At 56.5% G+C, this 22,295-nt stretch carries 17 protein-coding genes; 9 read left to right on the forward strand and 8 right to left on the reverse strand.

What is annotated here, in order from left to right:
- Positions 1-272 precede the first annotated feature (272 nt).
- Positions 273-1,784 carry a hypothetical protein gene (locus Fuma_RS25325; protein WP_077026575.1) on the forward strand — a complete coding sequence of 504 codons (1,512 nt, stop codon included), beginning with the start codon at positions 273-275 and terminating at the stop codon, positions 1,782-1,784.
- 3 nt (positions 1,785-1,787) lie between these two features.
- Here Fuma_RS25325 and Fuma_RS25330 read toward each other — a convergent pair whose 3' ends face one another.
- The 6 genes from Fuma_RS25330 to Fuma_RS25355 form a co-directional block, all read right to left on the reverse strand.
- On the reverse strand, positions 1,788-2,183 hold the full coding sequence (locus Fuma_RS25330; RefSeq protein WP_077026576.1) for a hypothetical protein: 396 nt from the start codon (positions 2,181-2,183) through the stop codon (positions 1,788-1,790).
- A complete protein-coding gene (locus Fuma_RS25335) occupies positions 2,173-2,481 on the reverse strand; it encodes a DUF2185 domain-containing protein (protein ID WP_077026577.1) in 309 nt (102 codons plus the stop codon). The genes Fuma_RS25330 and Fuma_RS25335 overlap by 11 nt, the downstream gene beginning before the upstream one ends.
- Before the next feature lie 11 nt (positions 2,482-2,492).
- A complete protein-coding gene (locus Fuma_RS25340; RefSeq protein WP_077026578.1) occupies positions 2,493-4,406 on the reverse strand; it encodes a c-type cytochrome in 1,914 nt (637 codons plus the stop codon).
- A gap of 95 nt (positions 4,407-4,501) precedes the next feature.
- Positions 4,502-7,192 (reverse strand): PVC-type heme-binding CxxCH protein, encoded by a 2,691-nt coding sequence (locus Fuma_RS25345; RefSeq protein WP_077026579.1) that lies wholly within the window; start codon positions 7,190-7,192, stop codon positions 4,502-4,504.
- A 110-nt stretch (positions 7,193-7,302) separates the two neighbouring features.
- Positions 7,303-8,646: a class I SAM-dependent rRNA methyltransferase gene (locus tag Fuma_RS25350; RefSeq protein WP_218922298.1), complete on the reverse strand. Its 1,344-nt coding sequence runs from the start codon at positions 8,644-8,646 to the stop codon at positions 7,303-7,305.
- The gene (locus tag Fuma_RS25355) at positions 8,643-9,644 is read right to left on the reverse strand and encodes an RluA family pseudouridine synthase (protein WP_077026580.1); all 1,002 of its coding nucleotides are present in this window, start codon (positions 9,642-9,644) and stop codon (positions 8,643-8,645) included. Before Fuma_RS25355 ends, Fuma_RS25350 begins: the two co-directional genes overlap by 4 nt.
- Positions 9,645-9,828: 184 nt before the next feature.
- On the opposite strand from Fuma_RS25355, the gene Fuma_RS25360 reads away from it, so the two are divergent.
- The 3 genes from Fuma_RS25360 (at position 9,829) to Fuma_RS25370 (ending at position 12,402) form a co-directional block, all read left to right on the forward strand.
- Positions 9,829-10,728 carry a ThuA domain-containing protein gene (locus Fuma_RS25360; RefSeq protein WP_218922299.1) on the forward strand — a complete coding sequence of 300 codons (900 nt, stop codon included), beginning with the start codon at positions 9,829-9,831 and terminating at the stop codon, positions 10,726-10,728.
- 236 nt (positions 10,729-10,964) lie between these two features.
- Positions 10,965-11,687 (forward strand): hypothetical protein, encoded by a 723-nt coding sequence (locus Fuma_RS25365; protein ID WP_077026581.1) that lies wholly within the window; start codon positions 10,965-10,967, stop codon positions 11,685-11,687.
- A 34-nt stretch (positions 11,688-11,721) separates the two neighbouring features.
- Positions 11,722-12,402 carry a hypothetical protein gene (locus tag Fuma_RS25370; protein ID WP_077026582.1) on the forward strand — a complete coding sequence of 227 codons (681 nt, stop codon included), beginning with the start codon at positions 11,722-11,724 and terminating at the stop codon, positions 12,400-12,402.
- A gap of 204 nt (positions 12,403-12,606) precedes the next feature.
- Here the strand turns inward: Fuma_RS25370 and Fuma_RS25375 are convergent, their stop codons facing one another.
- Together Fuma_RS25375 and Fuma_RS25380 are read right to left on the reverse strand one after the other, a co-directional pair.
- On the reverse strand, positions 12,607-13,896 hold the full coding sequence (locus tag Fuma_RS25375) for an MDR family MFS transporter (RefSeq protein WP_077026583.1): 1,290 nt from the start codon (positions 13,894-13,896) through the stop codon (positions 12,607-12,609).
- A 222-nt stretch (positions 13,897-14,118) separates the two neighbouring features.
- Complete coding sequence (locus Fuma_RS25380; RefSeq protein WP_077026584.1) at positions 14,119-14,919, reverse strand: hypothetical protein; 801 nt, start codon at positions 14,917-14,919, stop codon at positions 14,119-14,121.
- A gap of 392 nt (positions 14,920-15,311) precedes the next feature.
- Here Fuma_RS25380 and Fuma_RS25390 point away from each other — a divergent pair, with 392 nt between their 5' ends.
- The 5 genes from Fuma_RS25390 to trmB all read left to right on the forward strand — a co-directional run bounded on the left by Fuma_RS25390 (position 15,312) and on the right by trmB (position 22,247).
- Positions 15,312-18,542, forward strand: coding sequence for a DUF1553 domain-containing protein (locus Fuma_RS25390; RefSeq protein WP_158521125.1), 3,231 nt, complete (start codon positions 15,312-15,314; stop codon positions 18,540-18,542).
- Between the two features lie 3 nt (positions 18,543-18,545).
- Positions 18,546-19,952 (forward strand): DUF1501 domain-containing protein, encoded by a 1,407-nt coding sequence (locus Fuma_RS25395; protein WP_077026586.1) that lies wholly within the window; start codon positions 18,546-18,548, stop codon positions 19,950-19,952.
- Positions 19,953-20,106: 154 nt separating this feature from the next.
- Positions 20,107-21,066 carry an HAD family hydrolase gene (locus tag Fuma_RS25400; protein WP_077026587.1) on the forward strand — a complete coding sequence of 320 codons (960 nt, stop codon included), beginning with the start codon at positions 20,107-20,109 and terminating at the stop codon, positions 21,064-21,066.
- 46 nt (positions 21,067-21,112) lie between these two features.
- Positions 21,113-21,607, forward strand: a complete 495-nt coding sequence (locus Fuma_RS25405; protein WP_077026588.1) for a 3-hydroxyacyl-ACP dehydratase FabZ family protein — start codon at positions 21,113-21,115, stop codon at positions 21,605-21,607.
- Positions 21,608-21,614: 7 nt separating this feature from the next.
- Positions 21,615-22,247, forward strand: coding sequence for a tRNA (guanosine(46)-N7)-methyltransferase TrmB (gene trmB, locus Fuma_RS25410; RefSeq protein WP_077026589.1), 633 nt, complete (start codon positions 21,615-21,617; stop codon positions 22,245-22,247).
- Positions 22,248-22,295: the final 48 nt, after the last annotated feature.

Raw genomic sequence — 22,295 nt, forward strand, 5'->3', positions numbered from 1 at the left:
GGGGCCGGTGCTTTCTAAACGAAGCCTTGAATTAGACCAAGAGAAATATGCCGCAGCCGCGACTTGGAAAGAATAGGTAGCTATGGATGTATGGCGAGAGTTGTGCAGTCTCAAGCCGTCTTGAGCGGTCACTTGCCATGCGAACGCGAGAATTACCTGCGAATGTACGCCTCAAATGAAACTCTATAGCCGACGAGACAGTCTTTGCGTAAGCTGAAGTGAGAGCCCGCTTTGCATCGAACAGCGGGATCTGGCCTCGGACGAATGCCGCCATGTCGTACAGACAGCTTCCATGCTCCATCAGACATTTCTACGGCCTGCTGATTCTTGTGTCTCAGTTGGCCGTCTATTCTGACAAGGTGCGCGCTCAAATTCAGATTCCGCAACTGACGATTCCGTCCGGTAATATCGATGGACTGCCACAGTCCGCTGCGACAGGTGTGGCGGACTTTTCAATCACCGTTCGGACGGATCTGTTAAGTCGGTTTGCGGAACAGCAGACGGTGAAAAGTGACAACGTTGCTACGCGAGTCATGGAAGCTGACGTCCGCGGCGTGCAAACGACGACCACGTCGATTCAACTGGAGGCGGTGGATAACCCGTCGACCGCTCGGTTTAACATTGTCGCCGTTGGTAACGTTGCCAGCGACACGGTGGGGTACACACGCCAGGCTCGAATTGCCACGGCGGGCAATCATACGTTCAACGTAAAGAAGCCGGTGTTCTTTGACGGCTCAGTGTTCATGACCAAGCCGGCCTATGGAAATCTGCAGGTCCGCCAGACACCTCAGGCTGTCAACAGTATTGCGACGCGAATGCCACTGCTCGGGCCACTCAGCGATCGCATTGCATGGAATGCGGTGCGGCGCCGTAAACCGATATCGGATGCAATTGTCGCTCGGCGAGTCGCGGACGATGTGCTTCCGGAGGTTAACGAACGCGTTGATGCGCAGCTTGTGAAGCTAAACCGAAGCTGGCAACAGGTTCGGCAGATCGTCCAACAAACGTTGGCTGGCGAAACGGTCGCATGGAGTGCCAACACTGGCCCCAACAGCCTGACCATCGCGTTGAACAATCCGGCGGTGCGGTTTGGAGTGTCGGCGAGAAGTCAGCCCTTGTCTGCGGAACTCAGCGGACCGGAAGCGGTCGCGATCGTGCTGCGGCAGGAAGCTGTCAACCATTGGCTTGCGCTGCAACCGATTGGTGGTTTGACCGTCAGCGATGCGACACTGCAGAAGCTGGTGCAGTCTGCAAAAGCGGGCGGTGACAGCCCGACCGAATTGTTGAAAAAGCTGCAGCGAGTCGACGAACTGCGAGCCGAACCGATTCTGTTTTCGATTCGTCTTGCCGAACATGCGCCGGTGGCGCTGGCGTTTGACGATGGGTTCGTTTCGCTGATTTTGCAGTATCAAATCCTGCCGAAAACGGGAGTCGCCAGCCAGTTTCAGCGAATGAAGATCGGGCTCAGGGGGCAAAGCGAGCCAGGCGGTATGTGGTCCATCGCCGTCAGCGATATCAAGGTGGAGCCTGCAGATAGCAGTGAGCCGCCAGATACCTGGACAACGCTCGTCAGCAATCAGGCCGCTCAATTATCGAGGCTCATTCCGCCAACCACTCTTCCACGCACTGTCGACGTCACACAGTTCCACGAGAAGCTGCCCGCTCTGCGATTAAGCCGCATTCAGTCGGACGACGGTTGGTATCGGGTGGCGTTGAAAGTGGATGAAACCATCGATCAAACGACCCAGTGCTTACCCTGGCCACAGACGTTGACGAGCGACTGACCTTTACGTTTCCGGGGCAATTTGCATCACTCGAGCCAAGGGAGAATCGCTCGCGGCATATCTCGCGTAGCCCGGCTTATCTCCGACACCGACCACGGCGAACAGATCTTCACGAACGTAGACATACGCATCTAATCCGTTCTCCCACTCCGCTGAAATTTCGTTGGGAGCAACAGGTCGTAAAATCGTGCCGCCTTCGAGAACGAATTCTTCACAGTTTGCGAAAGGGATATTGGCTTTATTCGCCCACTCGCTCTTTGGCGGCGCCTGAATACGATTATAAAGCCAGACATCGCCGACAATCCGGTTGTCCATCTTTAGGTATCCGTACGCAACCTTGCCATCGTCTTCGACCGTTAGCTTGACGCTGCCGTCAGGCGAATAAAAATCAAGCATCATGTGATACGTCTTCGTCGTCCTCTACGGCCACAAGGTTTCCCGTAGTTGCATCGCGTTCGAAGGCCACCGGGGCAGATAGTCCGAGAAGCGGAATAATTTCCCGAGCCACGTTCACGACTGTAGAAGCATTATACAACGCGAAGTTGTTTGCTTCCTCTGCGTATTCATGAGACTCGTCGCCCGAAAGCGCTCGCCACCCACTGTCTAGCGAGTTGTCCGGCGGCTCGCGATACAGAAAACCGATTGGCTTGCCGTCGACCATGATCTCGTTGCTGACGAGGATGTACCCAACCTTCATGACTGATCAGCCTATTCCTCAGCCGCGGTGATATACGCCAGGATTTCCATGATCTCTTCGCGGCTGAACTTGTCCAGCAGGGCTTTCGGCATCATCGATGTGGTCGACGGAATGATCTCTTCGATGTCATCTTTCAAAATGACCTTGGGTTCCGGCACTTCGGGATTCACCAGAATTGAAATCGATTTCTTGTCTTCCGCCTGCACGATGCCGGACGTTGTTCTGCCGTCGATGTCGACCACGATCTTCACGGCGTACTTGGGGTCGATCTTGTAGCTGGGTTCCAAAATTTCACGCAGGATGCCGTGATGGTTGCCCTTCCATCGCTTCATCAAATCTTTCATGTCGGGGCCCACGGAACCGCCTTGTCCGTTGATTTTGTGACAGCCCAGGCATGTGGCTTCCTTAAACAGTCGAGCCCCAATGTCGGGGTTGCGACCACGCATGGCGTCGGCCAATTGGTCCGCTGGAAAATCGGACAGCTTCCAGTTCTGCACGAACGATCGATTGTTGCCCAAAGGGTCTTTGGGTTCGACAGGATTACGCTGCCATGCATCCAGGTCCGGCACGACCACCATCACGCCATACATACGCATCCAGTGTCGAGGGAATGTGCAGACGTAGGGGTACTCGCCTGGTTCCGTCGGCGCGGTGAAAGTTAATACGAAGCGCTGGCCGGCGTTCACCATGTCGGTTGAGTACAGCACATCGGGACTTTCCGGGACATACAGCTTTCCGTCCAGGCCAGGTGCGGTGCCGAGTTCCGCGCCTGCGAGAGCCACCGCTTTTAGTTGCCCCGGTTTGGTGATGACCATGTTATGAGGCATCAGGTCCTCATTTTCCAAAATCACCTGCACGGGGCGACCAGCTTCGACGGCGAAGAAGGGCCGGTCGTACCGCATTTCTTCTTCGACCGTGTGAATGCGAACAACTCGCACAGTGACCGCTCGCAGGCGATCTCGATAGCTGCGAGATTCTTCTGACGGCAATTTTCGAAGCAGTTCGTCCGCCAGCTGCATGGCATCGACGAATTCGTCCGACGTGCGTTTCGCGGCCGGAGTGTCCTCGGCGTGTTGCACGAGGATTTTGACCAGGGTCCGCGACGTCGCTTCATCGCGAGCTTCGGGTGGTAGCTTAAGCAGGCTGCGGACAGCGGGCGTGCGAAAGTCGACGTTCGGTACGAAGTCCGCTAGTCGCTGAAAGCTGTCAGGCTGCTGGTCCGAAATTGTTGCTAACGCTCGAATCGCGGCCACTCGCACGGCCTTTGGTTGAGCGTCGTCCAAGGAAGCAACGACGTTGTCTCGCAGCGAATTCCTCAGCGGACCCTGAGGTACCAGCGACACGGCGGCCAGATAGTCCAGCCGCGCAGACTCGTTCTGCTTCGCTTGATCCCACGCGTCGTCCGGCTGACCCGCGACAATCAACCCGGCGTAGCCGGTGGCTCGCAGGACGCTGCTTTCCTGAGTCGTCGCTTTGTTGAGATCGGCAACCTTTGTTTTGAGCACTTCAGCTGGCTGGTTCAGCAGGATGGCGGAAAGCTGCCGCCCCACTCGTTGCTGATCCTTGTCGCTGTCGCTCAGCGTCCCAAGAACTGCCAGTAGTTCGGTTGCGGAATCGGACTTGTTGATTGCTGTCAGGCCGTCTAATGCGGCTTCTCGATTCTGCAGTGACAAGCCTGGTCGCAGCAAAATGGCCTTGAACACTGGCAAATACTTCGGATCGTCAGTGGCCGTTTCAACCAGTAGCAACTTTGCGTTATCCAATCGCTTTAGTTGGTATTCGACGATCCGAGCGCTCTTGTCCAGCAGGATTTTGGGTCGTTCAACCTCGGCTTCTCCATCGCCGTGATGATGGTGCGCATGGTCCTGAGCGATCGTGGGAGCAACAGCGGTCAGGATCAACGGTATAAAAAGAAATCGACTCATTGTTTCTGTCATCTTGTCTACGGAATTAAGAAACGAAAAGCCCGACGATATCCGAGCGTCGGGCTTTTGCGTTCGCTGAGAACCTCCGGGTGTCTTTACAGACTTTCCAGATGCCGCATTGTTTCATCCAGCGTGTACTGGAGGTACTGGTCGACGTCGTGGTTCAGCACATCCAGTACGACTTCGATCGCTTCTTCCGCGTCGAAAAAGCTGCATGCGCGGACGGCTTCCAGTCGCACTCGTGGATGGTCGTCGTTGATGCGTTCATGAACCAGCTTCAAAGCGTTCGGTGCTTTCTCTCGCAGGTAGCACAGAACGCGAGTCGCCGCAGCTCGACTGCGATGGTCGTCCGCATTCAACGCAGCGGTCAACAGATCTATATCGACAGTGTTGTGCGATTGCAGAACCCAGTTGGCTTCCAACAGGTGATGGGCGTAGCTTTCGTCCGACTTGTTTAGACTGGCCGCCCACTTTTTCACAGCGGGGACAACGTCTGACGTCTTACGCTCAGCCAGTTCGCGACGCGCTCGGTAGCGGGCTCTGTCTTCGTATTCTTTAAGCGCTTCAAGCACATCCGGAATCGGCTGGCCGGCGATCTTCGGGGGCTTCACCAGATCGCGTCCGGTGCAAACCACTCGCCAGATGCGGCCATGTTGATGGTCTCGGTTTGGTTCTCGCAGATTGTGCTGCAGATGGCCGATCAAAGCGTTGTGCCAGTCGCAGATGTAAAGTGTACCGTCGGGTGCGAATTGAATATCGATCGGCCGAAAGTTACCGTCTTCACAGAACACCAGTTGAGGCTTTTCTTTGCCTTCAAAGCCGCTGTCTTTTTCAGACACGGAATGCTGCAAAATGGACCGGTCACCGATCACGTTACACAGCAAAAAGTCGCCCTGGTCTTCTGGCTTGAAGTGTCGGCTGGAAACAATTTCGTTGCCCGCTGACGGACGTGTTCGCTTAGGAAAGAACGTCGGGTAGAACTCGCGGCCGCGTAGAGCCGTATCTTTGAAGTTGTTGACGCTGTCGTTGAAGGCTCCGCCTGCATGCTTGGCTGGGTATTCGACCTTGCCGCTGATCGGCGTGGCCCAATAGTTGTAGCCGGGCGACGCATCCGAAATGAAGTCCTGACCCCACTTGTCATAGACGTGGCCCCACGGATTGGCGAACGGCAGCGAAACGTGAGTTCCAAAGTGTTCGGTGCGTGGGTTGTAGCGCCAGATTCCGGCTTCGTGCATGCGAGTCAAACCGTAAGGGCTTTCGACCTGCGAATACTTGAACGTGCCTTCATTAAAGTAGAGCGAACCGCCCGGCCCCCATTCAAACGCGGAAATTCCGTGGTGCGAATCCGCTGTGTCGAAGCCAACCAGCTTGCGAATTCGCGTGTCCGCCTTGTCGTCGCCGTCGGTGTCCTGCATGAACAGTATGTCCGGCTGCTGAGCGACCCATGCTCCGCCGTAGCCGATTTCGAAACCGGTCGGCTGATGCAGGCCGTCTGCGAACACGATGCATTTGTCGGCTCGCCCGTCACCGTTTTCGTCTTCCAGAATCAGGACCTTGTCTTCCATCTCTGTCTTGGGTTTCCAGTGAGGATACGACTGCATTGTCGACACCCACAAGCGGCCCTTGTTGTCGAAGTTGATGGCGACGGGGTTTGCCAGCTCAGGAAAATCTTCTTCCGATGCAACCAGTTGTATTTCGTAACCTTCTGCCAGCTTAAACTTCTTCTGCTGTTCGGCTGCCGGTAGGTATTCCAGCGAGCCAAGCTTGCCGGCTTTGCGGTTTTTGTCATTCTCGCCGCCAACGTTGGTTTTGACTTCGTAGAAGGGCAGCGTGTTGCTGTCGTCGCATTTTTCAGCCACCTGTTTGCCTTGAGCGATTGCCCAGATGCGCTGGTCGCGATTGGCCGTCATTTCGTCAAGGATGGCTCGTTCACGTTCCATCACTTCGCGGTTGTTGTACGTGCCGTCGGTACCTGCGAGGCCTCGTTTGCCATAGATCGAGTATCCGTTGACAGCTCGGTAACGATGCCACCAATGGAAGTTCTTGTCGTCGACTTCGGCCTTCAGTTTTGCCGGAGTCTTCCCTTCGGCGGGCTTCAGACCCAAAGCTTTCATGAACTCAGGCGCCAGCGCTTTGTAGCCGTCGTCGTTGAGGTGTGCACCGTTAAGTGTAAGTTGTTGATCGTGCGATTCGTAAAGTGCCTTTGTCGGTGCGTACAGGTCGGCGAAGGCGACTCCGGTTTCGGCGGCGACCTGCTCAAGAGCTTCGGTGTACTTGGCCAGATTCTTGTTCTGCTCGGATCCGTCGGTCACATTCGGATCACCAATGTTTTCAAACGCGATCGGTGAAACCAACACGATTCGCGGGCTGCTCTTGCCGTTGAAGTTTTTGCTTTGAGTCTCCTTCACCAGCTTGGTCATTTGCTGAGTGAATTCTTCCAGCCCGTCTTCGCCGGCAAACGATTCGTTGAAGCCGAAGAAGTACATCACCACATCAGCCTTGCTGTGTGTGAGGTGGGAATCCGGGTCGCCGAAATCCAGAGAGCGGATGCGTTCGTAAGGTTCGTCGCCAGGAAAGCAGAGGTTGCGGACCGTCAGTTCCAGTTCCGGATACGACTGGTGCAGCAAGGTTTCCCAGTGGTTGCGATGCTGCATTCGTTCGCCCAGTTCGTTGCCGACGAGGCAGATGTGGTCACCTTTTTGTGGTTCTAAGCCATCGGCCTGGACGGCGGACGGCACAAGGGCAGCCACGCAGATGAGTGACAAAAAACAGAGCAGTCGATTCATGAGATTCCTCAGCATTGTTGGGCCAGGTCGCAATTTTTGTGACGCGGGAACGCTAAATCATGGTGTTGAAGGCGTCGAGTGTCTTGCGAAAATCCGCCTGAAATCCGGAATTATTCGGACATGATCATCCAGACGGCTTTCAGGTATTCCGTCTCCAGGCAATTGCTGCCCACAGGGTGACACGGAGCCGCTCCGGTTTTGGCGATGATCTGCATTTCACGAGCCGCGTGGCGAGCACTCTTGCCGTCGCGTGCGGGCGTGATTTCGGGACCGCTTTGACGAGCGGCCGTACACAGCAGGTTGACGAATTCAGAATCGGGCAACAGTCCCGAACACGTGCAACTCAGTAGCAGCCCGCCCGGTTTGACCAGTCGCATAGCGAGCCGGTTGAGGTCGAAGTGCTTGCGAGTTCCTTCTTCGATTTCCATGCGAGTGCGAATCAGTTTTGGCGGATCAAGCACCACGACATCGAACTGTTTTCCGGCGGCGATCATGTCGCGCATGTAGTTGAAGGCGTCTGACTGCACAAAGCGGGCTCGCACCTGATTAAGGTTCGCATTTTCTTTGGCCACCTGCAGCGGCGCTTCGTCCAGGTCGACGCCGATCACTTCTTTCGCTTTTCCCAGCGCCATCGCCTGCACGGAAAAACCACCGGTGTAGCAGCAGAGATCCAGCACCGATTTGCCTTCGCAGAAACTCGCCAGCTTCTTACGGTTCTCACGCTGATCGCAGAAAAAGCCCGTCTTGTGGCCGCCTTCAAACTTCACCTTAAAGCGAGTACCAAATTCCTGCACGACGACTTCAGAAGGGCAGTCGGGTGACGTAATCGTGGGCGGATCGAAGCCTTCCTGTGCCTGAAAATGCGGACTTGTCTGAATGATTTGATGCTGCGTGCCAAGCTGCCCTGCAAGCCGATCCAGCAGCGCGGTTGCTCGCCGATACATTCCAAGACTGAACGCTTCCGCCGACAGAACGTCGCCGAAGCGATCGATCATCAGCCCCGGCATGCCATCGGCTTCCGCATGGATGACTCGATACGTATCGGTATCTGCATCGACCTTCAGAACGTCGCGCCGCAACCGCACGGCCGACTGCAGTTTTTCGTCCCACGACGCGTCGGTTGGTAATTCGGAAGACCGCCACAACATACGCAGCGCCATTTCGCTGCGTGAATTGTAGAGGCCATAGCCGATCAGCTGCTTCGTCTTCGAATACACGGCCACAAGGTCGCCGGCGCGAGCTCCATCGACCGAATCAATCTGCTTGCGAAACACGGCCGTCTGCGAGATGCGGTGCTTCAGCACAACGGCTGGGATCGGAGCCGTCGGGTCAGGGGCGAGCTGCGTGATCTGGTCCAGGTTCCCTCCCGGCGATTCATTGAATCGAGGGGCCTCAGAACGAGCGCCGCGCGGCGGAGCGTTGCGGCGCGGGGCGGAGCGGTGCTGTTTTTTCACGTCGCTTCCTTTCGACGAACGGCGCCGGCCTGCAGTCGGTTCAGGAATCGCTGCATGTCCGGTGGCCACGGTGTTTCGAAGTGCATTGGCTGGCGAGTCGTGGGGTGATCGAATTTCAATTCGGCGGCATGCAACGCCATTCGATGAATGCCGCTTTGGTCTTCAACCGGAGGACTTCCCAACGGGCCTCGGTACTTGATGTCTCCGCAAATGGGATGGCCAAGTTCGGCCAGATGAATCCGAATCTGGTTTGTGCGACCTGTTTCCAGCCGACATTCCAGTTCACTAAACGCGCCAATCGTTCGCAGGGTACTGATGTGAGTAATCGCCTGCTGGCCGATCGACTTGTCCGGCGTGCTGCCGCGAACCCCGTCGCCTCGATCGCGGATTAAGTAGGTTTCAATTGTCTGCCCCCGAAGCGTGCCGGGAATCAGAGCAAAGTACTTGCGGACGGCTTTGTGATCGGCAAACTGCTCGATGATTTTTCGTTGAGCGTCTTCGTTGCGAGCGAACACCAGCAGGCCGCTGGAATCGCGATCGATGCGGTGCACCGAAAACAGTTTTGTGAGCCGCTGATAAATCCTTGTCGACTTGTTCCGTTTCGCCGCGTGTTCGCGAATCAGTCGAGGCACGCTTTCATCCAGCGTCGGCTGCTGGCCTCTGCGAGCGGCTGACCAGCTGAGTTCGGACTTTCGGCGAAGAGTCGTCATGCCGGACGGTTTTTCGACGATGATGATATCCTTGTCGACGTAGCGAACGACGACATCTTCGTCAGTCGGTGGAGCCGGGATCGGCTGATCAGTAATTTGAACTTCTTCACCCGGGCTCAGTCGTCGGCCTTCATCAATGCACAGCACTCCGCCAATCGCTACCTGCCGCCCATGCAGCAATTTTCGAGCGGCCGACCACGATAATTCGCCAGGCAGCTGTTTGCGCATTGCGGCCAGCACCGTGTCGTTGGTGTCGTCTGGCTGAGTGAATTGGTGAAGAATGGGCATGCGTAAAATGTGGTTCCACTCGTCCTCGAATTAACGGTATCCGAATACGAAAGAAGTGAGACGACGGACGAAAACGATTTTTGACGGCCCTGCGTTGCGCACGGGCAGTGGCGTGTTATTCTCTGTGGCGTAAAGCCGCCAACACACTACCGTTCCCCCATTCTTCAATCAAAGCAGGTGTCCTATGAAATCGCAGCATCCCGTCAGACGACGACTAGTTTGCTTCCTCGTCGCCATTTTGGGAATGGTCCCCGCCGTCGCCGAAGAAACTCACGTGCTAATTGTCGTCGGCCCCAGCAATCACCCGCCTGGCAGTCACGAAGTCGCGGCCGGTGGTCGGCTGATGAAACACTGCCTGGAATCGGCTCCCGACGTGCGAGGCGTCGTCGCAGACGTGGTTTACGAATGGCCGAAGGACGAAAAGGTGCTGGATCGCGCCCAGACCGTGGTTTTCATCGGCGACACCTTCCCACCCAATCGCATGCCGGGATCGGACGCCATTTTGGCGAAGCTGGGCGCCATGATGAACCGCGGCTGCGGCATCGTGTGTGTTCATTACGCCACAGGTCTGCGAGCCGAAGACGTGAAGGAAGACGGCGAGCATCCTCTGCTGCACTGGATGGGCGGCTACTTTGCGACTCGCTGCCCCCATCACCAGTCGGTCGCCCGAATTTATCCCGCCGCCACGATTGTTCCGGCCTCATCCAACCATCCGGTTTCACGCGGTTGGAAGGAATTCACATTGCACGACGAACCCTACATCAACAACTACTTCGGCAAGGACGAAAACAAACTGGCGTCAAACGTGACGGCTCTGGCAACGTCGATGCTGCCGCCCGAGGCGCCGAAAAAGGAAATCGTGTCGTGGTGTGTGCAGCGAGACGACGGCGGGCGAGGCTTCGGGATCGTGATGCCTCACTTCTATCGCAGTTGGAAAATCGACGATCTTCGCACATTTATCATGAACGGAATCATCTGGACCGCTCAACGCGACGTTCCCGCCAATGGAGTGCAGACGGTTCTGCCTGCGTTGACAGAATTCGGCCCGGAATCCGTGGCCCCGAAACCACGCCCGAAGAAGTAGCGGAAGGCTGTAGCTCGGCTTGCCACAGCCGAAGACCAGGATCCAGTGATGGATCGTTTAACCCGTAGCCGGAGGCGCAGGCGTCCGCTCTGACAAGTCATTCGTGAGACACACTGTGGCCGGTATGCCGGACCTTCAATCTGCGTTGAGTCCGCCATCTGGCACGCCTGCGCCTCCGGCTGCGGGTTAAACAATTTTGGGGGACTCGAACGAAATCGAGCGAGGGGGATGTGATCATGTTGGCGAAAGTTGACACGAATAATTCTGAGATCAACCCCTACGCTCCGCCCGCGACAAACGACACAGCGAAAGCGGCGGATGCGAAGGTACGCCTTTCGGCCGACGATCGGTATCGAGTTGTTGGAAAGAATCTGGTCTGCCGCGTTGGGTGCGAGCAGTTTCCGAATGTTTGCTGGTTGACTGGAAGTACAAGCGAACTGGTTGGTGAGTACAGTCGCAAAGTGAGGTATCTTTCTGATACTGCCCGAGGCTGGCTGATTGGCTTGGCAACGTGCGTATTTGTTGCATCGCAGTTGGCAATTGAGTGGCTCGATGTCCATCACCCCGTCTTCATGATCGGAATTGTTGCTTTCATAGTTCTGGGCGGCGGCATTTACACTCATTACTTCGAGAACACGCTCACGATCATCGTCGGAGAATCTGCTGTTGCCAGGAAAAAGCGGCGACTGGCTCGGGTCACCCCTTTTTGCGTGGCAGGACTTGGGTTGTTGGCGATTGCGAGTGTCGTGACGGTGGATGTCGTGAATTCCATGCTGGTGATGTGGTCCGTTCCGGTCGTCTGCGTGTTGCTAATCGTTGGCTATCTGTGGCTGTCGCCGAAGAACTTCAACGTGCAAGTCAACCAATACGATGAAGATTCGGTCATTATCAGCGGGCTGACCAAAGGGTTCCTCGAAACAATTCGCAACAAGAATCGGTCCTGGCTGCCCATCGATTGACGCTCGCGAGTCAAACGGCATAAGAACAATAAGAATGGTCGACCCGGACACCGAAGACTCATCGACAACCAATCCGTACGCACCGCCAGCGCGCGACGAGAGTCCATCGTCGGCGGTGGAACTGGGGCGGAATGAAGCGTACCGCGTTGTTGGGAAGTTGCTGTATTGCCGTCGCGGTCTTGAGCGGTTTCCGAACATTTGCTGGATGACGGGCAGCACTGAGGGATTGATCGGTGTACACGCAAAACAGGGAAAGTATCTGCCGAAAAGAGCGGCCCGGTTGTCTGTGGTCGCCGTCCTGCTGTGGATCATCGTGTTGGTGCAAATGGAGCTAGTCAAAGCCGCTTACGTTTCTGGGATGATCGGTGTGATACTGGCAGAGTATGGGCTAAGAGTTTTGTTCGGGAGGCAATACGAATTCGTCGTTGGTGAAACACCAATCGCCGCGAAGAATCGAATCCTGTCGCGAAAATTCAGCGTATGCCATAGCGTATTGTTTGCGGCTATAATGCTGCCGCTACTCCTATTGCGTTCGCTCGATAGCTCACTCATTCTTGTCGGGCCGATTGGTTTCGTAGTGTTCTGCATCGTGAGACTCGTCAAGCGACCGAGAGCCTTCACGGCGATCGTCAAAGACCATTCCGACGACACTTTCGTTATTCACGGTCTGACCAAAGAGTTCCTCGAAGCTGTGCAGCGCACGGACCGATATTGATTGTTTGCAAATGCGGGCGACTGCACTTCACCTCCCCCAAGCGCAGCTTAGGGTGGAGGTCGGACGAGCGAAGCGATGTTCGGCAGGGGGGCTCGCGAGCCGGGTGCGCCCACTAAACTCACGGAAGTTCACCCCTCCCCCGATCTTGCTTCGCTCGATCGACCCCTCCCACAATAAATTGTGGGAGGGGTGGTTTTAGTGACGTCACCGTTCGACGCGGCGGACGTAAATCAGTACGTACACGACCGACGCCATCATTGCCAATACAAAGCAAGCGGGCCACAGTACACCGGGGCCGAAGCGGTCCAGAATCTGGCCGCCGACGGGTACGCCGCCCGTCATGCCGACGGCGTGACACAGCGCGAACACGCCCATGTAACGGCCTCGCATGGTGACCGGAGCGAGGTCCGCTACCATCGATTGCTTGAACGCTGCCTGCACCACTTCGCCGATCGTCCAGATGATGACCGTCAGCAGCAGCATCGACCCGGTGACCGCGAAAGTCGTCAGCCCGAAGCCAACGGCAATCAACAATTCGCCGGCCAGTATCACCAGCACTCGATGAAAGCGATTTAACATCGATGTGATGGGGATCTGCAGCACTACGATCAGAATGCCGTTGCTCGCCAACAGCCAGCCGATCATTTCTTTCGAAAAGCCAAGTTGAGTCAGATGAATGGGCAGCGTCGAAAAGCCCTGCATGAAGACAATGCTTGTCAGCAGCGTGGCCAGTGAAAACAACAGGAAGGTCGTGTCGTGCGAAATGTGCCGCACCGCTTCCAGCCAGCCAACCTGTGGCGTCGCGGGTTGATTGGTCGAGGTTGCTTTATGCGCAGGCAGAGTTTCTCGGATCAGAAAAACGATCATCAGGCCGTACGCCGATGTCGTGATCGCGTCGCCCCAGAACAGCCAGCGAAACGAATGCTCCGCCAGAAATCCTCCGACGGGTGCTGCGAATGCGAAACCCAAATTGAATGCGATGTACATCAGCCCGAACGCCAGCGGCCGTTCCTTCGTGTCGACAAGATCGCCAACCATCGCTGAAGCCGCCGGACGGTACAGGTCGGAGGTCAGCGAAAATAAAAACATCAGCGACAGAATGCCCCACCGGCTTTCGACCACCGACATTGAGACCAGCGTGGCTGCTCCTCCGAACAAGGCCAGCAGCATGATTGGCTTGCGTCCAAAGCGATCAGCCAGTTGCCCGCCCGCCAGCGACGAAATAATCGAACCGGCTCCGAAGACGCCGAAACAATTTGTGGCGAAGGTGACTCCGTAGCCCAGGTGTTCGCTGACGTAAATTGTCATAAACAGCATCACAAACGCGCCCGCTCGATTGATGAACGAGCCCAGGCACAGAATGAGAACCGGCACTGGCAGCCGCGCATACGGGCCGATCGTTCTTGCGAAAAGTCGAGGCGTGGCAACGGGAGGAACGGCGGAAGTCGGGTAGGTCGGTTCAATGGCCGCAATGCTGTTCTGGATTTCCGGCATGAGATCAGTGCTTCTGACGCGGGTGAGGACGAGACAGGTTCGGGACACGCAATCTGACAAAAGGTTGAACGCAAAGAAGCCCGGCTTTTTAAAAAAGCCGGGCTTCTGTCCCCGTCAAGCTTGCCATCTCATGAGCAAAGGGAGCAACGAGAGCAACGCCGGCGATTTCGCTCTCAAATCGTCACCCGCTCACCACGCCAATCGGCTGGCGGGCCATCCCGCCTACCGGCTGAAGTTCAGGGCGGCCGCGTTGTTGCCGGCGACTTTGAAGCTGAAGGCATCTGTGCCGGTGGTGTTCATGCTGCCACCCAGTTTCTGGTTGTCGCTTGAGCGAACCAAGGTCAATGAGCCGTTGGCGATGGTGTAGTTGCCGCTAAAGCTGCTGGCGGAACCATTCTTGTTGGTCGCGGACCAGGTGAAGCTTTGGTCGGCGTTTAGAGTCAACTGAACGTGGGCTCCGTTGCCGAGGTTGGCGGACCATGTTTCGACGTGAGCTGGCGTTGCGGCCTGCGGTTGTTGTGGTGTCGCAGCGGTCTGTGGCGGTGCGAATCCACCAAGTGCCTGCAGTGCGGACGTTTGAGCATTCTCCTGCGTCGGTGCTGGTGCCTGAGGTTGCGGTGCGGGCGCCGATTGTGGTGTGGGCGCTGTTTGCGGTGCCTGAACTGTCTGCTGAGTCTGGCTCACTGGCTGCACGGGCGTTTGCTGAGGTGCAACGGCCTGCTGAATGACGGGCTGTTGCACGGGCGGCGGCGGAGCAACCACTTGTTGTACGGGCTGGACGTGTTGTACCGGTCGAATCACTTGCGTGGGACGATAGGTGCTGTGGCTGGAATAGCCATAGCTGGATTGTCCATAGCTTGAGCCGCCGTAGCTGCTGTATCCGCCGGAATAGCTGCTCGATCGTCCCCCGGAGTATCCGCCGCCACCGCTGCGGCCGCGACACGCATTGGCGTCGTCGATAGTCGTCAAAGTGGTTCCGATGGCGAAAGCGGTGATCAGTGCAGTGTGGCGTGAAAATTTCATGGTTCCGGTCCTTTTTCGTTGTTGAACGGGTGATTTTGTGTCGGGCATAACACCCTCAGCGAGGAACCGAAGAATGTGTTACAGGCCCGTTGCGGCATTTATGAAGAATTTCAAACGAACCAGTGAGGCCCGCAGCGGCAGGTGCAGCCGCTTGTTGGGGCGGGGCGACTTGCCGTGGGACTCGCCGGAGTTCCTCCGATTCGACCACAGCGCGGGATTTCTGGCGAAATCCACCACTTCCCTATGGGCGGATGCATCCCGCGGCAGCCCGAAAACGCGGCTCGGGTGTTTCATTTCAAAGGTTTCTGAGTACACTGGTAGGTCCCCCGACTGCTGAGAATCCCGCCCGTTTACCACTTCCCCGTTTCGCTGCTGCAATGAAACGTTTTGCCATGGCCTGCCCCCGGGACAACTACTCAACGCAAAATGCTGCCACTGCGAGGCCGCTCTGGCAGTGCTTCGTGTGTGTCGCCGTGATGCTGGTTCCGCTTACTGGCAGTGCCGACGAAGTCGACGCGCGCCACGCTCAGCTTCAGCACTTCGAAACTCACGTTCGACCGATTTTGCACGCCCGCTGCGTGAAATGTCATGGCGAAAACCAGCAGCAGGGCGAGCTGCGACTGGATTCTCTTGAAGGGCTGCTAATGGGGGGAGACTCAGGCCCCGCGGCGAAGCCCGGCAAGGTGGACGAAAGTTTGCTGCTGGAAGCTGTCCGATATGAATCGTTCGAGATGCCGCCGGACAAGCCATTGTCCGACAAAGAGATCGCTCATCTGGAGCGGTGGATCGCCGACGGCGCAGCATGGCCGACTCACGAGGGCAAGTCGGTGCGTCTTTCAGGCGCGATGTTCACAGATGAGGAGCTGAACTTCTGGAGCCTTCAACCGATCGCTCACCCGGCGCCCCCGGTGACTCAACGCGATTGGGGTGTGAATGAGATTGATCAGTTCGTCGGCGCGAAACTGGAAGCAGCGGGAATCACTGCTGCGGCTCAGGCGAGTGACGACGTCTTGATACGCCGACTGTATTTCGATGTACTGGGCCTGCCGCCATCGCCTTCTGATGTGGCCGATTTCCTGGCGAACGATTCGCCAGACCGGTGGAATCAACTGATCGATCGGCTGCTCGCAGACACTCGTTACGGCGAACACTGGTCGCGCTACTGGCTGGACATTGTGAGGTATGCGGAATCGGATGGCTTTCGAGCCGATTTCTACCGACCCGATGCATGGCGGTATCGCGACTATGTTGTGAATGCCTTCAACAACGATAAGCCGTACGACCAGTTTGTGACCGAACAGCTTGCCGGTGATGAGGTCGCTCCGGAGAAGGCTGAGGCGTTAGTGGCGACCGGTTTTCTGCGCACGTATCTCTACGAGTACAACCAGCGAGATGCTCGCACGCAGTGGCAGGACATTCTGAATCAAACGACAGATGTCACCGGCGAAGCATTTCTGGGTCTGGGCGTCGGGTGTGCTCGCTGTCATGACCACAAGTTCGATCCAATTCTGCAGGAAGATTACTTCCGACTGCAGGCGTGCTTCGGCACGATGATGCCTCGAGACGATGTGCCCGCAGCGGATCTTACGGATCGGCAACAGTACGAAGAACAGTATCAGGCATGGCTGAAAAAAGGAGCCGACCTGCGGCAGCAGCTGGATGCAATTCGCGGGCCGTATCTTGAGCGAGCAGCGAAGGCCGCGGTTGAAAGATTTCCGGAAGACGTCAAGTCGATCATGGACAAATCGCCGCAGGACTGGACTCACCTGGAGGCTCAACTGGCCGATTTGATGAACCGTCAGGTGCTGTACGATCAGGCACGGATGAAGATTAAGAAAGAAGACCAGGAACGGATCGACGAGCTGGAAAAGCAGATCGCCGAAGTGGCTGGTCGCGAACCTCAAAAACTGCCAAGTGCCATTACAGTGGCGGACAACGGTCCAACGCCGCAACCGATTCATATCGGTGGCAATCCAGAACGAAAAGTCGTCCCTCCGGGCGGGCTGACGATCATAAAAACCGTCGCGTTTAAGGTTCCTGAATTGGAATCGTCGACCGGGCAACGAACCGCGCTGGCCAAATGGATTACCAGCCCGGAAAACCCGCTGACCGCGCGAGTGATCGTGAATCGTATCTGGCAGCGTCACTTCGGAACGGGACTGGTCGCAACAGCCAGCGACTTCGGGACGCTGGGCGGACGGCCCAGTCATCCACAGCTGCTGGACTGGCTGGCCAGCGAATTTGTTAATCATGGCTGGAGTATCAAGTGGTTGCACCGGAAGATTTTGACCTCCGCTACGTGGCGGATGTCGGCCTTCCATCCAAATGCTGCCAGCGTCGAGCGAATTGATCCTGGTAACGAGCTTCGATGGCGATTCAACATTCGGCGTCTGAACGCAGAACAGATTCGCGATGCCATTTTAACGGCGTCGGGTGAACTGAAGTCAGAGCAGGGCGGGCCGTCCGTTGATCACAACAGTCTGCGGCGCTCGTTGTACCTGAAGGCGATTCGCAACAAGCCCGAACCGCTGATGAGGTCCCTTGATGGTGTCGATGGATTGAACAGCATTCCGAAACGCAGCACGACAACCACGCCAACTCAGGCGTTAAACCTGATGAACGGCGATTGGCTGCGAACTCGATCCGAAGCGATGGCTCGCCGTGTGCTGGATGTGACGGCGAGTGACGATCTGAAGGCCGCGGCCGATCTGGCGTTTCGCATCGCTTTGGGACGCACTGTGGATTCCGAAGAAACTTGGGTGGCAGTGAAGCTGATCAGCGATGCGACGGAGAGTACTTCGCGGGTCGACAACGCTCTTGAAGGGTCGCTGGCGGGATCCGGTGCCGGGGTGCACATCGGCGATGACGGCCTGCCTCCGCTGTCGACACCCACGTTCGAGCCAGAGGTCACTCCACCGTTTACGTTTGCTGCGATTTTTCAGCTAAATTCGCTGTATCAGGATGCAACTGTAAGGACGTTGATTTCTCAATGGGACAGCAGCAACAAACGAACTGGTTGGGCGATTGGCGTTACCAGTGAGCGGTCGGCCTTCAAGCCGCGAAACCTGATTCTGCAGGTCGTTAGCGACAAGGGCTACGAAGTCGTGGCATCGAATCTGCGGCCTGAATTGAACAAACCCTACTTTGTGGCGGTGACGGTCGAACAGGCGGACGCCGGTAATGGGCGAGCGACCTTTTATCTTCAGCCGTTGAGCAAACCGGCGGCGGAATCGCGGCCAGGTGAGTTGCAGACGGCGACGGTCGACTTCAAGAGTGCCAGGGAAATAATGGGGCAGTTTCCCATCGTGTTGGGCGGTCGCTTCAAGCAGGCTCAACATCGCTGGGACGGGCAGTTGGATCAAGTGGCGTTGATTCCGAGCGTACTATCGGCGGCTGACATTCATTTGCTTTCGGTCAGACGTCTGGCGACTAAAGCCGTGTTACCACATTCACCGCTTGCGGTTTGGGATTTTGACAATGAACACAGCCGGCTGGTGGACGTGACAGCTCATCGCCACGTTCTCACAACAGAAACCAAACTGACACTGAACCCGATAGAAAAAGGCGTGGCCGAGTTGTGTCACGTGTTGTTGAATTCGAATGAGTTTGTATACGTTGACTAAGTCATGACGAACTACCAAACACGACGAGAAATGCTGACCACTGCGGGAATGGGTTTTGGAGCCCTGCCGTTGGCCGCGTTTCTGCAAAACGAGGCTTCTGCGCAGGCGGGTGTGAACCCCAACGCCGTAACAGTCCCACATCGGAAAACCAAAGCGAAGAGTGTCATCTTTTTGTTTATGGAAGGTGGTCCCAGTCACATCGATTTGTTCGATCCCAAGCCCCTATTGCGGAAGCTGGAAGGACAGTCGCTACCGGAATCTTTCGAAAAGCCAGTGACGGCTATGGGTGAAGCCAATTCGCCTTTACTGGCCGACCGACGTCGTTGGGCTCAGCACGGCGAAAGCGGTTTGTGGGTGTCCGACTGGCTGCCTCACACAGCGAAGTGTGTTGACGATCTTGCCGTGATTCGGTCCTGCTGGAGTCAGGGAATTAACCACGCCGGCGGTGTGTGTTCGATGAACACCGGGTCACCAATTGCCGGTCGACCGTCACTGGGAGCGTGGGTGAATTACGGGTTGGGCAGCGTTAACGAAAACCTGCCCGCGTTTGTCGTGATGCAGGATACGAATGCGTCGGTGGTGAATGGAACTCGCAACTGGGGCACCGGTTTCATGCCCGCCATTTATCAGGGCACCGCGTTCAATACGACCGGCAATCCGATCTCAAATTTAACGCGGCCAAAAGGGGAAGACGAAGCCGCTCAATCCCGCAAATTGACCGCGCTGGATTTCCTGAACCGTCGCCACGCTGCCGCCAGGCCTCAGCAAACCGAACTGGAAGCTCGCATCGCCGGATACGAACTCGCCTTCCGCATGCAGTCATCGGCTCCTGAAGCGGTCGATCTGACGGCAGAAACTGAAGAGACTCAGGCGTTGTACGGGATGGACAACAAGACGACAGCGACGTTCGGTCGTCAGTGTCTGCTGGCTCGGCGAATGGTTGAACGCGGCGTTCGGTTTGTGCAGCTGTATCACGGAGCAGGCAGCAAGTGGGATTCTCACAGCGCCATCGAGGGAAACCACACGATGTTGTGTGCTCAGACCGACAAGTGTGTGGCCGGACTATTGAAAGACTTAAAGCAGCGTGGGCTGCTGGATTCCACGCTAGTCATCTGGGGTGGAGAATTCGGCCGGACTCCGATGAGTGAAAAAGGAGATGGTCGCGATCACAATCCCACCGGCTTCACAATGTGGATGGCGGGCGGCGGCGTGAAGGGCGGCCAGACGATCGGTTCGACGGACGAGTTAGGTTTGCACGCCGTCGAAGATCGTTTGCACGTGCACGACCTTCACAGCACGATCCTGTGGCTGATGGGCCTGAATCATCGCGAAGTTGTCTACTACGACAAAGGCCGGCCGGAACGAGTCGACCAGAACGAGGGGCATCCGTTCACGGGGATCGTCGGTTGATGCTTGATGCGTGAGTCACGTTGCTCCCATCCTCGAAAACGCCACCGATTTCCTTTTCCAGACTTTGCTTACGGGGCGGTCCGGAATAACCTGTCGCCGTCGTGGGCCGGAGAGCCTGCCTTCGTTCGCCTTCGTGACGCGCCCACCATTCAGAATGTCACTCTCACTTTCGGAATACGCTGACTCGCTGGATCAGCGAGACCTAATCTGGCCGAAGGTGCCTGCGCCAAAACCCGTCAATGCGAAACCGGCGATTGACCCGCTGCCGGGCGTTAAGGCCGTTTTGTGGGATGTGTACGGTACGCTGTTGCGAACGCCCGATTGCGGCTTCACGCTGTTTCCTGAACAGGAAGTCCGTCTGCAGGTGGCATTGGAAAAGACGATCCACGAATTCAATATGTGGATCAGCATGTATCGCAAGCCCGGACCGCCGTGGCAGTCCATGATTAATCAGTACCGCGACTACGCAGAACGCCTGGCCATGGTCGGTACGAAGCATCGTGGCGACATTACCGATGTGAATCTGGTCCATATCTGGCAGGCGGTGGTCGATCGGCTATTTGATAAGGAATATACTTACGACGAGGGCGAACTCGGCGATGTCGAGGACCTTAGCGAAAAGATCGCGTTCTTCTTTCACCGTTGTCTGCAGGCGATAGAAGCCCGTCCGGGCCTGTCCGATGCTCTGACCCAGCTACATGAAGCTGGTATCAAGCAGGGAGTTCTGGCGGACGGTCAGCCATTTACCATGGTGCAGCTGGCGAGATCGCTCGCGGAGGAAGGCTCGCCGCCCCCGTTGTTTCGCCTGTTTCCGTCGGCGCACAATCTGCTGTCCTATCAAATGGGCATCCGAAAGCCGTCGCCGTCCCTGTATAAGCAGGCCGCAGGACAGTTGGCAGCACATGGCATTGAACCGTCTGAAATCCTGCACGTTAGCTGTCGCTTGAAAACGGATCTGGCCCCGGCAAAAGCGGCAGGAATGAAGACAGCGCTGCTGGCGGCTGAGAAAACAGGGCTTGAGGCAACCGCGAATATGATTAAAGATCCGCAAACCCGGCCTGACCGGTTGCTCACGGATGTTACGCAAATAACATCTGTGATTGGGTTTGGGTAAATTTCCCCCTCCGACCGGATTGAAAGAGAAACAAAAGCAGAATTCCATGCCGTCCGAACCGCTTGTAGACATCAGTCAGTACGACTTTCAGAACCCGATTTACACTCAGGACGACATCCGTCGAGTGAACCCGCAACGTCATGAAATGGAACAACTGACGGCGATCGTGCACGTCGATGAGGAAAATCACCTGATCGTGGGCTACAAAGAAGTGACTGACAAGGAATTCTGGGCGGCAGGACACATGCCCGGCTTCCCTTTGATGCCAGGAGTGGTGCAGTGCGAAGCGGCCGCTCAGATCGGCGGTTTTTATGCTCGAAAGTTCGACCTGATTGGCGGCGATTATCTGGGGTTTGGCGGCATGGATGCTGTTCGGTTTCGCAAGCCCGTCTTCCCGAACTGCCGCCTCGACCTGGTGGCCAGCGTCGTGCGTGTACGAGCTCGCAAGCTGGCTCAGTTTCGCTTTCAGGGATTCGTCGACGGACAGATGATGTTCGAAGGCGAAATGCTGGGCGTCACCGTCAGCCGCGATCAGGTTTAGTCGCACAATGCAAACCGCTCCCATCAAGCCATTAAAGCCGTATTTTCAGGTCATCGACGATGTCGGTGAACACATCGACTGGCGCGCGTTCTTTGGCAATGACAATCCGGTTGAACTGGATATCGGCTGTGGTCGAGGACTCTTCACGTTTTCAGCCGCCGAACGAAATCCGGACGTCAATTACCTCGGCCTGGAAATCGATTACCGCGAAGGCCGTCGTGCCGCAACTCGTTTGCTCAAGCGCGAAATGCCCAACGCCCGCATCATTGGCGGCGACTGCAACATCGTGCTGACGAAGCTGATCGACAAACATTCGGTCCAGGCGGCTCATGTGTATTTCCCTGATCCGTGGTGGAAGAAGCGACATCACAAACGCCGTTTGTTTACAGCCGAGTTCACGGACATTCTTGCGGACGTGGTGCAGCCGGAAGGTCATGTGCATTCGTGGAGTGATGTTGCGGAATACTTCGACATCATCCGCGACCTGATGGATTCGAACGAGAAGTTCGAAACTCAGCCGGCCCCGACCGAACGTGATCCGGAACACGATCTGGATTACCAAACCAGCTTTGAACGGAAAAAACGCAAGCTGGGTCTGCCAATTTATCGAGGCCTGTGGAAGCGGAAGCCGCTCGCGTAGCTTCCCGCTGCTGTAGGTTGTGCCTTCCGAGGCGAACTACGTTCTCCG

It is taken from the genome of Fuerstiella marisgermanici, assembly GCF_001983935.1.
Taxonomy (GTDB): Bacteria; Planctomycetota; Planctomycetia; order Planctomycetales; family Planctomycetaceae; genus Fuerstiella; species Fuerstiella marisgermanici.

What these genes read in the sequence shown, in the direction of transcription:
- Fuma_RS25395 (WP_077026586.1), top strand. Translation starts at nt 18,546, where the DNA reads ATGACGAACTACCAAACACGACGAGAAATGCTGACCACTGCGGGAATG.
- Fuma_RS25360 (WP_218922299.1), top strand. Translation starts at nt 9,829, where the DNA reads ATGAAATCGCAGCATCCCGTCAGACGACGACTAGTTTGCTTCCTCGTC.
- Fuma_RS25325 (WP_077026575.1), top strand. Translation starts at nt 273, where the DNA reads ATGTCGTACAGACAGCTTCCATGCTCCATCAGACATTTCTACGGCCTG.
- Fuma_RS25365 (WP_077026581.1), top strand. Translation starts at nt 10,965, where the DNA reads ATGTTGGCGAAAGTTGACACGAATAATTCTGAGATCAACCCCTACGCT.
- Fuma_RS25405 (WP_077026588.1), top strand. Translation starts at nt 21,113, where the DNA reads ATGCCGTCCGAACCGCTTGTAGACATCAGTCAGTACGACTTTCAGAAC.
- Fuma_RS25370 (WP_077026582.1), top strand. Translation starts at nt 11,722, where the DNA reads ATGGTCGACCCGGACACCGAAGACTCATCGACAACCAATCCGTACGCA.
- Fuma_RS25340 (WP_077026578.1), bottom strand. Translation starts at nt 4,406, where the DNA reads ATGAGTCGATTTCTTTTTATACCGTTGATCCTGACCGCTGTTGCTCCC.
- Fuma_RS25380 (WP_077026584.1), bottom strand. Translation starts at nt 14,919, where the DNA reads ATGAAATTTTCACGCCACACTGCACTGATCACCGCTTTCGCCATCGGA.
- Fuma_RS25330 (WP_077026576.1), bottom strand. Translation starts at nt 2,183, where the DNA reads ATGATGCTTGATTTTTATTCGCCTGACGGCAGCGTCAAGCTAACGGTC.
- Fuma_RS25355 (WP_077026580.1), bottom strand. Translation starts at nt 9,644, where the DNA reads ATGCCCATTCTTCACCAATTCACTCAGCCAGACGACACCAACGACACG.
- trmB (WP_077026589.1), top strand. Translation starts at nt 21,615, where the DNA reads ATGCAAACCGCTCCCATCAAGCCATTAAAGCCGTATTTTCAGGTCATC.
- Fuma_RS25345 (WP_077026579.1), bottom strand. Translation starts at nt 7,192, where the DNA reads ATGAATCGACTGCTCTGTTTTTTGTCACTCATCTGCGTGGCTGCCCTT.
- Fuma_RS25390 (WP_158521125.1), top strand. Translation starts at nt 15,312, where the DNA reads ATGGCCTGCCCCCGGGACAACTACTCAACGCAAAATGCTGCCACTGCG.
- Fuma_RS25335 (WP_077026577.1), bottom strand. Translation starts at nt 2,481, where the DNA reads ATGAAGGTTGGGTACATCCTCGTCAGCAACGAGATCATGGTCGACGGC.
- Fuma_RS25400 (WP_077026587.1), top strand. Translation starts at nt 20,107, where the DNA reads ATGTCACTCTCACTTTCGGAATACGCTGACTCGCTGGATCAGCGAGAC.
- Fuma_RS25375 (WP_077026583.1), bottom strand. Translation starts at nt 13,896, where the DNA reads ATGCCGGAAATCCAGAACAGCATTGCGGCCATTGAACCGACCTACCCG.